Origin of the sequence: Bordetella genomosp. 9, from assembly GCF_002261425.1 — a bacterium.
GTDB lineage: Bacteria > Pseudomonadota > Gammaproteobacteria > Burkholderiales > Burkholderiaceae_B > Bordetella_C.
Genome location: NZ_NEVJ01000001.1, coordinates 52,295 through 64,691, shown reverse-complemented (window position 1 = coordinate 64,691; position 12,397 = coordinate 52,295). Strand labels below are relative to the sequence as shown.

The following is a 12,397-nucleotide window of genomic DNA, read 5'->3' as shown; positions in this document are numbered from 1 at the left end:
CCCGCCCATGACACCGCAAGACATCGCTCGTTGGCCGACGCATCTTCCCCATCGGCTGCCGACGCCGGCAACGAATCTCCATTTCAACCTGCTTGTTTCAGCGACCCGGTTTCCGGACAAGGCCGCGCTGATCGACGGGCGCGGCACGCTGACCTACCGCGACCTGCTGACGGCCGTCGAGCACATGGCCGGCTTCCTGGAACGGGAACTGGGGATACGCAGCTCGGATCCTGTCATGATCTACATGCAGAACTCGCGCGAATTCGTCGTGGCCTACTATGCCATCCTGCGGCTCAATGCCGTGGTGGTCCCGGTGAATCCGATGAACAAGCGGGCCGAACTCGACCATTATCGAACGGACACGCAGGCGCGCGTCGTCTTTTGCGACAGCGCCATGTCGGATGAATTGATGGCGATGGAAAGCGCCTCCGCACTCGCTGGCATCATCATCACCGGCGCGGATGCCATGGACGCGGACGGGCCGGGCGTGGCGGACGGTATCGGGATTTCAGTACACGGGTTCCACGCCGCCCTCGCGGCCGGGCTTGCGCCGGCCGCGCCTTGTGACCACGATCCCGACCGGCTCGCGGTCATTCTGTATAGCTCCGGCACGACGGGCAAGCCCAAGGGCTGCATGCATACGAACCGATCGATGATGGCCAGCGTCAACTCGGTCGCCCACTGGATGGCCATGCGCGTCGACACGGTGGTCCTGGCGGCGCTGCCGTTCTTCCACATCACCGGCATGCAGAACATGATGAATACGCCGATCTATGTTGGGGGCACGCTCGTCTTGCTGCCACGGTGGAATCGGGACAAGGCGGCCGAGCTCATCGCCCGGCACAAGATCACCCACTGGAATACGATGCCGACCGTGATGATCGACTTCCTGGCGAGCGAGCAGCTTGCCAGCTACGATCTGCGCTCGCTCAAACGCGTGGGCGGCGGCGGCGCGGGCATGCCGCAGGCCGTGGGCGAACGTATCAAGGCCCTGCTCGGCGTCGATTTCCTGGAAGGCTATGGCCTGTCCGAGGGCATGCCTTTCACGGGAAACCCCGCCGTCCATTTCAAGCGCCAATGCCTGGGCATTCCTCTGTTCGACACCGATGCGCGCATCATCGACCCGGAGACCTTGCGCGAGCTTTCGACGAGCGAAGTGGGCGAAATCGTCATATGCAGCGACAAGCTGTTTGCCGGCTACTGGAAGAACGAACAGGCGACGAACGATGCGTTCGTCACGCTCGACGGCCGACGCTTTTTCCGCACCGGCGACCTGGGATACGCGGATCATGAAGGCTATTTCTTCATCGTCGACCGCCTGAAGCGCATGGTCAATGCGTCGGGCTACAAAGTATGGCCCACGGAAATCGAGGCGCTGCTGCACGAGCATCCGGACGTGCGGGAAGCCTGCGTGATCGCCGCGCGGGACCCTTATCGGGGCGAAACCGTGAAAGCCGTCATCGTCTTGAAAGAAGGCGCCGCGGATCGGACGTCGGAGACCGCCATCATCGATTGGTGCAAGGCCAGGATGGCGGCCTACAAGTATCCGAGACTGGTCGAATTCGTCGACGATCTTCCCAGGCTGGCGACCGGAAAGATCGCATGGCGCCAATTGCAGGAAGCGGAAAGGGCGAAGCCGCGCTAGCGGCTCGCCATGTGCATCCCGCGCCTGCCCCCGCGGCGCGGCGCGCGAGGCGCCTGCCCTACAGCGCGCCCTTGAATGACTTGGTCCAGTAGTCCAGGAACTCGGCCTTGGTCGTCACCAGCTTTTCCAGATCGTAGGGATAGATGCGCTTGAGCTCTTCGTCGGTGAAGCCGACGCGTTGCTGCAGGTCCGGCGGCAGCGGCGCGTTGCGCACGGTGGGCGCGTAGCCCATGGCGCGCGCGAAATGCACCTGGCCTTCCGGCTCGAGCAGGGCATTCAGGTAGACCCAGGCCGCGTCCGGATTGCGCGCATTCTTCGGCACGGCGCCCTCGAAAGTCACCGGTATGGTGCCTTCCTTCGGGATGGCGAAGCCCAACGGCAGGCCCGCGTCGCGCCATTGCAGCGCGCGCGCCTTCCACATGCACGCCATCCAGATCTCGCCGGACTTGAACGCGGTGGCCACCGCTTCGTTGGAGGGATAGACGCGCGGCTTGTTCTTGGCCAGCTGCTCCAGGAATTTCTTGCCGGGCTCGAAGCTTTCGAAGCGGCCGCCGCTCTGGCCGGCGCCCAGGAACAAGCCGTTGTACAGGTACAGGATGTCGGAAAACCCGACGCGGCCCTTGTACTTCGGGTCCAGCATCAGCTGCACCGAATCCGGCGGCGACGAGAACTGCTGCGTGTTGTAGACCAGCGTCATGGCGCTGAAGATATGCGGTATGGAGTACGGCGTCTTGAACTGGTCGTGCACATTTGCCAGGTTGGGCAGCGCGGACTGATGCTCCTGGATGGGGGACAAGCCCCCCGTTCGCGACCCGTCGTACATGTCCACTTCACCCAGCAGCGCGACGTCCATGCTGCCGCGGCGCGAATTGCGTTCGGAGCGCAGCTTGGTCAGGCGCGGCACCGCATTGGCGGTGTCGAATATCACGCCGATGTCCTGCTTGGCCACCAGCGGCGAAATGTATTGCTGCAGCAGGTTCTGGTAATCGCCGCCCCAGGTGCCGACGATGACTTCCTTGCCGGCCGCCCGGGCCTGTCCGGACAGCAGCGGCAGGGCCGGCGCCAGGGCCAGGCCGCCAGCGGTCTTGAGGAAACGGCGGCGCCGCGAGCTTTCTTGGTTCATGAACGACTCCCATCCAGGATTGAATTGAAGAGCGCGGCGGTCATGCGACCGCCCGCAGGGAAACGGGGGCATCGGAAGGCAGGTCGCGCAGCGCCTCGCCATCCAGGTCCCGGGTAATGACGATCAACACATCCTGATCGGGCGACAAGGTCGCCATGCGGCGCGGCATGCCGAAGGTCGTGCCCACGCTCTGTATCAGTACCGGCTCGGCGCAATCGCTGACGCGCAGCAGGGCCTTCAGGCGCAACAGTCGGTCGCCGCACAGTCCCGCCAGGTCGTCGAGCCAGGTGGAAAAGGACGACCACGCCACCGGCTGGCGCACGGTGCCGCGCCACACCCGTATGCGCGGATGATCGATCGCGGCGTCCCGTCCCGCCCTGGTGGCCGCGCCGACCGCGTTCAACGCGGCCAGCGCCAGATCCGCGCCCGGCGCGGCCGCCAGGGGGGCGAAGGCCTCCCGCACGGCGACGTCGCGATCCGCTTCCGCCACGATCCGGGCCAGGGGATTCATGGCCCGGGCGCGCGCCGCGTGCAGGTCCAGCCCGCCATCGGCGCCGGCCAAGGCCAGGTCGGTCTTGGTCAGCACGATGCGCTGCGCGGCGGCGAACTGCGCGGCGGCTTCCTCGAACTGCTCGTCGCCCAGCGGACCGCGCGCGCAGTCGTAGGTCGTCACCACGCTGAGCCGCAGCCCATGTCTCGCGAGTTCGGGATCGGCCAGCGACGCGATGATGGGCCCGGGCCGCGACAGTCCGCTGGTTTCCAGGATGATGCGGGCGAGCGGCCGGCCATCGGGGCGCGGCGCGTTCAGCAGCGCGTTCACGGTGTCCACCAGCCCGCTGCGCAGCGAGCAGCATACGCAGCCGTTGGCCAGCAGCGTCATCGGCACGCCACCGCCGCCGTCGGCCACGATGGCGCCGTCCACGCCGATCTCGCCGACCTCGTTGACGATCACGCCGGTATCGCCGGCGTCGTCCCCGCGCAGGAAGTCGACCAGCAGGCTGGTCTTGCCGCTGCCCAGGAAGCCCGACAGGACGATCAGCTCAACGGGCGTGGGGCGGTCCATCCGGATCTCCTTCCCAGCTGTCCTTGACCAGGGCCCGCACGTCGGCCAGCAACTGCTCGGTGTCGTACACCACGCCGCCCTTCACCGTATGCCGCAACGACCGCTTCCATTCCACTTTGCCGGTTTCGTCGTTCAGGCGCATGGCGCCGGTGCCGTACAGCAGCTTGAAATCCTCCAGCGGGTTCTGGTCATGCACCAGCAGATCCGCGCGCTTGCCCACGTCCACCGACCCGGTGTCGTCGCCCACGCCGAGCAGGTCGGCGCCCAGCGACGTGGCCGCGCGCAGCACCTCCAGCGGATGAAAGCCCGCTTCCTGCAGCAGCTCCAGCTCGCGCACGAAACCGAACCCGTAGATCTGGAAAATGAAACCGGAATCGCTGCCCGCGCAGACGCGTCCGCCCAGGTTCTTGTATTCGTTGATGAACTGCATCCACAGGCGGTAGTTCTGCTTCCACTCGATCTCGTTGGTCGTGCTCCAGCGGTACCAGTAGGCGCCATGGCCGCCGCGCTGCGGCTGGAAGTATTTCCAGATGGCGTTCCAGGTGTAGTCGTCGTGCCAGTCGGCGCGCCGTGCCCGCATCAGGTCGCGGTTGGCGTCGTAGATGTTGAACGTCGGCACGAAGGTATGGTCCAGCTCCAGGAAGCGGTCCATGACCTCGCGCCATTTGGCGCTGCCGGGCTGGGCCGCCTGCATGAAGGTCTGGCCGGCCAGGGCGAAGCGGAAGTACTCGTCGCCGTAGTTGTAGTCGGTGGGGAAGTCCTGCACCACGCGATTCTCGAACAAGGCCTCGGGCAAGCCGTAGTAGTGCTCGGAGCTGGTCAGCCCCCATTGCGCGGACTTCAGCGCGTTGACGCGCGTGACCGCCATCTGCGCATGGTGGCAGCCGGATCGCAGGCCGACCTTGCGGGCCTCGTCCAGCGCGGCCTGCATGATGGCGGGCGGCGCGCCGAAGAACTTGATGCCGTCCGCGCCGCGCGCCTTGATCCTGCGCACCCATTCACGGCCCTGCTCCGGGGTGTGGATGGTCTTGACGCGATCGTTGACCGCGGGGAACACCACGTGCGCCAGGATGCGCGGCGCGGCGATCTCGTTGCGCTCGGATTTTTCCTTCTGGTCCAGGTTCCAGCCCAGTCCGTTCATGGAGCCCATTTCGCGCACGGTGGTCACGCCATGCGCCAGCCACAGCTTGTAGATGTAGTCGGCCGGCGGCGCGACGCCGCTCATCGTGTGGTACGGCGTGCCGATATGGGCGTGCGAATCGACGAAGCCCGGCGTCACGAACTTGCCGTGGCAATCGACTTCATGGTCGCCGGCGGACGGGCGGCGGTCGGGATTGATGGGCTTGTGCGGCGTGCCGACCAGCACCAGCGCGGCGATGCGGTCGTTTTCCACCACGATGTCCACCGGTCCCCAGGGCGGCGCGCCGGTACCGTCGATGACGGTCGCGCCGCGCAGCACCAGCCGCTTGAACGGACCGTCGCCGCGATCGCGCGCGCCGGCGGCCGTCGGCGGATGCCAGCCCTTGGCCGCGTTCAGCGCGCGGGATTCCTCGCCGACATCGACATTGGCATACGGATTATCGATCGCCATGGTTCAGGCCTCCGCCGCGTCGTGGTAGATCTTGCCGTCCTTCATGACCAGATCAATATGGTCGCCCTGGCCCAGCAGGCAGGACACGTCCTTGTAGGGGTTGCCGTCCACCACCAGCATGTCGGCGATGGCGCCCGGGACGATACGGCCCAGGCGGTCTTCCATGCGCAGGACTTCGGCGGCCACGCTGGTGGCGCTCTGTATGACCTCATGCGGCGTCAGCACCTGCGTCCGCAGCCGGAATTCGTCGCTCTGCAGCCGCTGCGACGGCCCCAGCAGGTCCGAACCGTAGCCCATCTTGACGCCCGCCCGCTTGTAGATCTCCAGCGACTTCAAGCCGGCGGTGCGCACCGTGGCGATCTTGGCGACGCTGTCGGGCGGCAGGCCGTAGTCGGCGCCTTCGTTGGCCAGCGCCTCGTAGGTGACCAGCGTCGGCACCACATAGGCGCCATGCGTGGCCATGAGGGCGGCGGCGTCATCGTCGATCAGGTTGCCATGCTCGATGGTGCGCACGCCGCATTTGACGGCGCGGCTGATGGCTTCCGCGGTATAGGCGTGGGCCAGCACATAGGTCTGGCGGCCGCGCGCCTCGGCCACGATGGCGCGGATCTCGTCTTCGGAATAGCCGAAGGACGCGATCGGATCGGTGGGCGACGCCACGCCGCCGGACGCCATGATCTTGATCTGGTCCGCGCCCATCTGCAGTTCCTGCCGCACGGCCTTGCGCACGTCGTCGACGCCGTCGGCCACGCGGCCGATGTCGCCCGCGCGAAAGCAGCAGCCGCAGAAGCTCATGGGCCGCAGATGATCGGAGCGCGGGCGCGGATCGCCATGCCCGCCGGTCTGGCTGATGGCGCGGCCGGAGATGAACAGGCGCGGCCCCACCAGCGTGCCTTCTTCCACGGCGCACTTCAGGCCCCAGCCGGCGCCGCCGGCGTCACGCACGGTGGTGAATCCGCGGCGCAGCATGGCCGCCATGATGGGGACCGCGCGCATCATGACCAGCGCGTCGGGCAGCATGCCTTGCGTGCTCAGGTTCAACTGGGTCGCCATGACGTGCGCATGCAGGTCGATCAGCCCCGGCATCAGCGTGCGCCCGCGCACGTCGATCGCGCGCGCGGACCGCGCGCCGATCGGCCGGTCGGAGACTTCCTTGATCGCGCCGTCCTCCACCAGCACGTGCATGCCTTCGCGCAGCTCCGGCGAGTCAGGGTCAAGCAGATTGGCGTTCTCGAACAGGACTGCGGTCATACTCGGCCTCCCGGCGCGTGTCTTGGTGGGTGGATCTTGGTGGGGGGATGGCGATCGCGATCAGGACGCCATGGTTTTCACATAGCGGCGATGGATCAGCCAGTTGGACAACAATGCCATCAACAGCGTCGCGCAGACCAGTATCAGCGCCATGGCCGCTCCGAACGGCCAGTTGGACGCGCGCGTGATCTGGTCGTACAGCGCGGGGGCCATCATCGTCAGGCCGGTGCCGCCCAGCAGCACCGGCGTGGCATAGGCATTCATGCAAAGGATGAAAACCAGCATGGTGCCCGCCGCGACACCGGGCGCGGCGATCGGCAGCACGACGCGGCGAAAGGTCGTGAAGAAGTTCGCGCCCAGGTTGCGGGCGGCTTCCTCCACCGAAAAATCCATGCCTTCCAGCACGCTTTGCAGCGTCAGGATCAAATAGGGCATGACGACGGCGGTGGTGCCTATCACCACCGCCGTGGGTGTGTACATCAGCTGCAGGGAATGCTCGATCAGCCCCAGGCGCTTGAGCACCGCGTTGACGATGCCGGCATTGCCCAGGATCACCATCCACCCGGCCGCGCGCACCACGCTGCCCACCATCAATGGGAACACCAGCAGGATGACGAACAGGCTTTTGTGGCGACTTTCCGTCCTGGCCAGGAAGTAGGCCACCGGGAATCCCAGCACCAGGGCCAGCACCGTGCAAAGCGCGGCCACGCCTATCGTGGTCAGGAACACATTGCGATAGTAGGGATCGGCGAAGAACCGGGTGTAGTTCTCCAGCGTGTACGCCTGCTGCATCATCTCGCTCGGATCGAAATGATTGAAGCTGTACCGAACCAGCTGCAGCAGGGGCACCATGATGATCAGGAGCACCACCAGCGACGCCGGGAAGGCCAGGCTGGCGCCCAGCGGCACGCGCCGGGCGGTGGAAGCCGCCGTGGATGCGGGAACGGATGCCGATGCAGTCATGGGCGCCTCAGTCCGCGAACGTGACGCAGTCAGCCGCGTCGAAGCAGGCGTACACGCGGGTGCCCGGACCGGGCGCCGCGCCCGTCCCGGCGGCGGGCAGGGCCGACTTCCAGCCGGCGTCGTTGGGCAGCTGGCTGACGATGGCCTCGCCGCTTTCCAGCTTGACCCGCACTTCCAGCTGCGCCCCCAGGTACACCGTCGATTCCACCACGCCAGGCATCGCATTGCCGCCGCCAGGCTGCGCCGACAGGCGTACGCGTTCCGGCCGCACGCCCACATGCCGGGCGCCGGACAGCGCGCCGGCGACATGGATGCGCGCGCCTTGCTCGGTACCGAACACGCCGCCGTCGGACAGCCCGCCACGGAAGAAATTCATCTTGCCCAGGAAGTCGGCCACGAACAGATTGGCGGGCCGCTCGTACAAGGCGTCCGGCGTGCCCACCTGCTGCACCTTGCCGTCATGCATGATCGCCATGCGGTCGGCGATAGCCAGGGCTTCTTCCTGGTCGTGCGTCACGAAAACCGTGGTGAGCCCCAGGCGCTGCTGCAGGGCGCGGATTTCCTCGCGCACCTCCAGCCGCAGCTTGGCGTCCAGGTTGGACAGCGGTTCGTCCAGCAGGAACACCTTGGGCTGGATGGCCAGCGCGCGGGCGATGGCCACGCGCTGCTGCTGGCCGCCCGACAACTGGCGCGGATAGCGGTCGCGCAGCGCGGTCATGCGCACCATGTCCAGCACGTCGCGGATGCGGCCGTCGCGCTCGGCGGCGGGCACCTTGTGCATCTCCAGCCCGAAGGCGACGTTCTGCGCCACCGTCATGTGCGGGAACAGGGCGTAGCGCTGGAATACCATGCCGGTGTCGCGCTTGTGCACGGGCAGGTCCGTGATGTCCTTGCCGCCGATACGGATGGTGCCGGCCGACGGCGCCAGGAATCCGGCGATCATGCGCAGGGTGGTGGTCTTGCCGCAGCCGCTGGGGCCCAGGAAGGCGACCAGCTCGCCGTCGGCGATCTCCAGCGAAAAGTCGGCCACCGCCACCGACGCGCCGAACTGCTTGTGCAGATGTTCCAATGAAACCTTGGCCATCGCCTATACCACCTGACTGAGTTTGACGAAGCGATCCGTCACCAGCATGATCAGTCCCAGCAGCAGTATCTGCACGGACGAAACGGCGGCGATGGTCGGATCCAGATTGAATTCCAGGTACTGCATGATGGCGATGGGCAGGGTGGTGCGCCCCGGTCCGACCAGGGACAGCGACAATTCCAGGTTCTCGAACGACACGATGAAGCTGAACAGGCCCGCCGCGACGATGGCGGGGCGCAGCATGGGCAGCGTGATGCGCATGAAGGCCACGCGTCCGCTCGCGCCCAGGTTGCGCGCCGCTTCCTCGATGGAAGGATCCAGGCCCGCCATGCTGGCCGTCACCAGCCGCACGGTCCATGGAATGGTCAGGCATACATGGGCCGCGACCAGGCCGCCGTAGGTGCCGACGATGTCGTGGTCCAGCAGGTTTTCCGCGCGCAGATAGAACAGGTAGATGGCGATGCCGGCGACGATGCCGGGCACCAGCAGCGGCGACAGCAGCATGGTGTTGACCCAGGCCGCCCCCGCGAAGCGATAGCGCGTGAGCGCCAGCGCGGCCATGACGCCCAGCACGACGCCGCAAGCCGCCGCCAGCAGGGCCACCTGCAGGCTGAAGACAAAGCCGTTGGCGAACGCGTCGTTGGCCCAGGCCTTGACGTACCACTGGACGGTATAACCCGACGGCGGGAAATACAGGATGGCGTCCTTGAAGAAACTGAGCCACACCACCACGACCAGGGGGCACAGCATGAAGCCGTACATCAAGGCCACGAACGCGCGATGCAGGAACCTGGCCCAGGGGATGCGGGCGCCGCGCCGCGCCACCGAGGTCGCCGCACCCGCGGTGGAATGAGCTGTACTGGCCAAGAAACTTGTCCTCCGAACGTATCGCGCCGGCGGCAGGGAAAACCCCCGCTAGAAAGACAACGGCCACGATGGTGGAACCGGCATCTTAGGAAGCCGGGCCGCGGGTTGGAATAATGGTTAACCTCAATACAATCCCCGGCGCTAACGCCGGCCCACGCATTTTTCGTAGAGGCCCAGCATCGCCCCGCCGGGGTCGTAGCGGTCCTTCAGCGCCTGGTATTGCCGCATCGCGTAGGCGCGATCGAATTCCTCGCGGCTGAAATACACGTCCGAGTACAGGGACTTGATGCCCTCGCAACGCAGGACTTCCTGTTCGATCAGGCGGTTGAAGTGGCCTTCGCCATGCGGCTCCCTGGCTTGCACCACGTCCCAGAAGCCGAAGTTCACGTAGAGCTGTCCCGCGCGCACGGGATAGAGCGTGAAGCCGGGCCCCGACGCCGGCGTGCGGATCGGGCAGATCCAGATGGGCAGCACGCCGATTTCGCGCAGCAGGAATTCCAGGAAGCCGGCGGCGCGATCGATGGGGATGTCGACGTCCTGGATCACCGATTCCGGATGCAGGCCGCGCCAGCGCGCCAGCCGGCGCGTCAGGCCCCAGCGCGAATTCCAGCGCATCAGCCGCGTATAGGTGCGCGAGTTCAGGCGCGCGCGGCCGTACAGGCGCCGCAGCAGCGGCTGCTGGGCGCCCAGGTTCTTCGAGCACCAGAACCAGTCCGTATCCCAGCGCCAGAGATAGCCGTAGGTGGTCAGGTGATCGACCTGCCTTTCCAGCAGAGACCGATAGTAGATATGTTCATAGGTGTAGTCGCTGACCCTGGCGGCGTCCGCGACGAAACGGCCCTCGCTGAGCACCATGGTATCGGCGCCGAACACGACGCCGTCGACAAAGTCCGCTTCGCCATCGCAGGCCCGCGCCAGCGCGTCGAAGAACGCGCGCGGCGCGGCGCAGCGGCTGTGCTCGACCCGCACGTAGGGCTGCACAGGCAGGGTCCGCATGACCATGCGCAACGCATAGCCCAGCGTCCCGTAGGAGTTGGGAAAGCCATGGAACAGGTCGCGGTGCGCGTTGTCGGGCGTGCAGGTCACGATGTCGCCGCCCGGTAGCAGCACGTCGAGCGACAGCATGGTGTCGTGCGCCAGCCCCTGGCGGAAGGACGTCGCTTCGATGCCGACGCCCGCGACCGCGCCGCCCACGGTGATCGTCTTCAACTGCGGCACCACCGCCGGCATGACGCCATGCGGCAGCGTCGCGTCGACCAGGGCTTCGTAGGTCGCCAGGCCTTCCACTTCCACCGTGCCCGCGGCCGTGTCCACGCCGTTCACGTGGTGGAAGGCGCCCAGGTCCAGCCGGCGCTTCGCCCCTTCGGCGCGGTCGCGGAACAGGTTGGAGGTGCGCTTGGACAAGCCCAGCGGCGCGCCTTGCGGGCCGGCCCCCTGCCGCCGCAATTCGGCCCGCAGGGCGGCGACGCGCCCGGCGTAGGTATCAGCGTTCGCGGTCATACAGGTGCGCCCGCGACATCGGGTAGTTCGCGCGCGTGATGTTGCCCTTGCTGAATACGATCTGGAACAAATGTGTATAACCATTGGACAGCCGGAACATCTCCGCGCAGCCCGTCAGGTAGGTCATCCAGACGCGGCGGAAGCGCTCGTCGAAACGGCGCGGATCCAGCGCCTGGATGGTGTCCCAGCCGGCCTCGAAGCGGCTGGCCCAGGCATCCAGCGTGGGCGCGTAATGGCGGCGCAGGTTCTCGATGTCGACCACCTCCAGTCCGGCGCGCTCCATCTCGACGATGACGTCCGCCAGGCCGGGGATCCAGCCGCCGGGAAAGACGTGCTTGCGGATGAACAGCTCGGTTTCGAAACGGCCCACGTGGCCGATGAAGTGCAGCATGCCCAGCCCGCCCGGCTTGAGGAAATCCGCGTGCGCGCGCACCACGTCGCGCAGCTGGTCGCGGCCGGCGTGTTCCAGCACCCCGATGGACACCACCTTGTCGTACTGCCCGTCGACCTCGCGGAAGTCCGCTTCGCGCACGGCCAGGCGCTCGCCCAGCTGGCGGCGGCCGATTTCCTCGCGCAGCCAATCGACCTGCTCGGTGGTGGTGTTGAGCCCCACGCCCGAGGCCTGGTGGCGTTCCGCGGCATGGAACATGAAGCCGCCGAAGCCGCAGCCGATGTCGATGAAGCGCTCGCCCGGCGACAGCAGGATCTTGCGGCAGACGTGCTCGACCTTGTTGCGCTGCGCTTCCTCCAGCGTGCGGGTGTTCTCGTCCCAGTAGCCGCAGGTGTACATCATCAGCTCGCGGTCCAGCCACGGCGTGTAGAACGGCGTGCCCAAGCCGTAATGGAAGCGCGCATTCGCCTTGGCACGTGCCGGATCGCGATTGGAATGCCGCCATTCGTGCAGGCGGTTCTCGGCGATGTTGGCGATCCTGGGCCGCGTTTCGAAGCCGCCGGACATGGCGGCGGCCAGCGCGGCGCCCAGGTTGTCCACGTCGACCTGCTGGTCGAAGTAGGCTTCCAGCAAGCCCATGTGCCCGCGCAGCGCGGTGGCGATCACGGCGCGGCGCGTGTGGAACGTCAGGGTGAAGGCCGGATCGCCGCCGCCCATCGCATGCCTGACGCCACCCGGCAGCTGCACCGCGAAGGGCGCTCCCGTGAGCATGCTGAGGTTTTCCAATGCACCGTTCAAGGCGAGTGACAGCGTCATCCGGAAATCCTTTACCGTGATGGCCGCGGGGCCACGGTGTTAGTCCAGGAGAGAAGCGCAGACAACTCTAACCGCGGGCCGCGCGGCCGCAAACACCCGCGCC

At 66.7% G+C, this 12,397-nt stretch carries 10 protein-coding genes; 1 reads left to right on the top strand and 9 read right to left on the bottom strand.

All coding sequences use genetic code 11. The annotated features are described in order from the left end of the window. The first annotated feature begins 7 nt into the window (after nucleotides 1-7). A complete protein-coding gene (locus tag CAL26_RS00305) occupies nucleotides 8-1,645 on the top strand; it encodes a long-chain-fatty-acid--CoA ligase (protein WP_094844980.1) in 1,638 nt (545 codons plus the stop codon). Between the two features lie 58 nt (nucleotides 1,646-1,703). On the opposite strand, the gene CAL26_RS00300 is transcribed toward CAL26_RS00305, so the two are convergent. From CAL26_RS00300 to CAL26_RS00260, 9 genes are all read right to left on the bottom strand, one after another. Further along, complete coding sequence (locus CAL26_RS00300; protein WP_094844979.1) at nucleotides 1,704-2,768, bottom strand: extracellular solute-binding protein; 1,065 nt, start codon at nucleotides 2,766-2,768, stop codon at nucleotides 1,704-1,706. Between the two features lie 40 nt (nucleotides 2,769-2,808). Next, nucleotides 2,809-3,831: a CobW family GTP-binding protein gene (locus CAL26_RS00295; RefSeq protein ID WP_094844978.1), complete on the bottom strand. Its 1,023-nt coding sequence runs from the start codon at nucleotides 3,829-3,831 to the stop codon at nucleotides 2,809-2,811. Further along, nucleotides 3,809-5,422 carry an amidohydrolase family protein gene (locus CAL26_RS00290; RefSeq protein ID WP_094844977.1) on the bottom strand — a complete coding sequence of 538 codons (1,614 nt, stop codon included), beginning with the start codon at nucleotides 5,420-5,422 and terminating at the stop codon, nucleotides 3,809-3,811. Before CAL26_RS00290 ends, CAL26_RS00295 begins: the two co-directional genes overlap by 23 nt. Nucleotides 5,423-5,425: 3 nt before the next feature. Continuing rightward, a complete protein-coding gene (locus tag CAL26_RS00285; protein ID WP_094844976.1) occupies nucleotides 5,426-6,673 on the bottom strand; it encodes a metal-dependent hydrolase family protein in 1,248 nt (415 codons plus the stop codon). Between the two features lie 60 nt (nucleotides 6,674-6,733). After that, nucleotides 6,734-7,636, bottom strand: coding sequence for an ABC transporter permease (locus CAL26_RS00280; RefSeq protein ID WP_094844975.1), 903 nt, complete (start codon nucleotides 7,634-7,636; stop codon nucleotides 6,734-6,736). 7 nt (nucleotides 7,637-7,643) lie between these two features. Then, nucleotides 7,644-8,720: an ABC transporter ATP-binding protein gene (locus tag CAL26_RS00275; RefSeq protein ID WP_094844974.1), complete on the bottom strand. Its 1,077-nt coding sequence runs from the start codon at nucleotides 8,718-8,720 to the stop codon at nucleotides 7,644-7,646. A gap of 3 nt (nucleotides 8,721-8,723) precedes the next feature. Further along, nucleotides 8,724-9,482, bottom strand: a complete 759-nt coding sequence (locus CAL26_RS00270) for an ABC transporter permease (RefSeq protein ID WP_179283268.1) — start codon at nucleotides 9,480-9,482, stop codon at nucleotides 8,724-8,726. A gap of 246 nt (nucleotides 9,483-9,728) precedes the next feature. Next, complete coding sequence (locus CAL26_RS00265) at nucleotides 9,729-11,087, bottom strand: FAD-binding oxidoreductase (protein ID WP_094844972.1); 1,359 nt, start codon at nucleotides 11,085-11,087, stop codon at nucleotides 9,729-9,731. Continuing rightward, nucleotides 11,071-12,294: an SAM-dependent methyltransferase gene (locus CAL26_RS00260; RefSeq protein ID WP_256987823.1), complete on the bottom strand. Its 1,224-nt coding sequence runs from the start codon at nucleotides 12,292-12,294 to the stop codon at nucleotides 11,071-11,073. The genes CAL26_RS00265 and CAL26_RS00260 overlap by 17 nt, the downstream gene beginning before the upstream one ends. Nucleotides 12,295-12,397 lie beyond the last annotated feature (103 nt).

Coding starts and splice junctions, on each gene's coding strand:
- CAL26_RS00305 (WP_094844980.1), top strand. CDS start 8: ATGACACCGCAAGACATCGCTCGTTGGCCGACGCATCTTCCCCATCGG.
- CAL26_RS00300 (WP_094844979.1), bottom strand. CDS start 2,768: ATGAACCAAGAAAGCTCGCGGCGCCGCCGTTTCCTCAAGACCGCTGGC.
- CAL26_RS00295 (WP_094844978.1), bottom strand. CDS start 3,831: ATGGACCGCCCCACGCCCGTTGAGCTGATCGTCCTGTCGGGCTTCCTG.
- CAL26_RS00290 (WP_094844977.1), bottom strand. CDS start 5,422: ATGGCGATCGATAATCCGTATGCCAATGTCGATGTCGGCGAGGAATCC.
- CAL26_RS00285 (WP_094844976.1), bottom strand. CDS start 6,673: ATGACCGCAGTCCTGTTCGAGAACGCCAATCTGCTTGACCCTGACTCG.
- CAL26_RS00280 (WP_094844975.1), bottom strand. CDS start 7,636: ATGACTGCATCGGCATCCGTTCCCGCATCCACGGCGGCTTCCACCGCC.
- CAL26_RS00275 (WP_094844974.1), bottom strand. CDS start 8,720: ATGGCCAAGGTTTCATTGGAACATCTGCACAAGCAGTTCGGCGCGTCG.
- CAL26_RS00270 (WP_179283268.1), bottom strand. CDS start 9,482: ATGTACGGCTTCATGCTGTGCCCCCTGGTCGTGGTGGTGTGGCTCAGT.
- CAL26_RS00265 (WP_094844972.1), bottom strand. CDS start 11,087: ATGACCGCGAACGCTGATACCTACGCCGGGCGCGTCGCCGCCCTGCGG.
- CAL26_RS00260 (WP_256987823.1), bottom strand. CDS start 12,294: ATGACGCTGTCACTCGCCTTGAACGGTGCATTGGAAAACCTCAGCATG.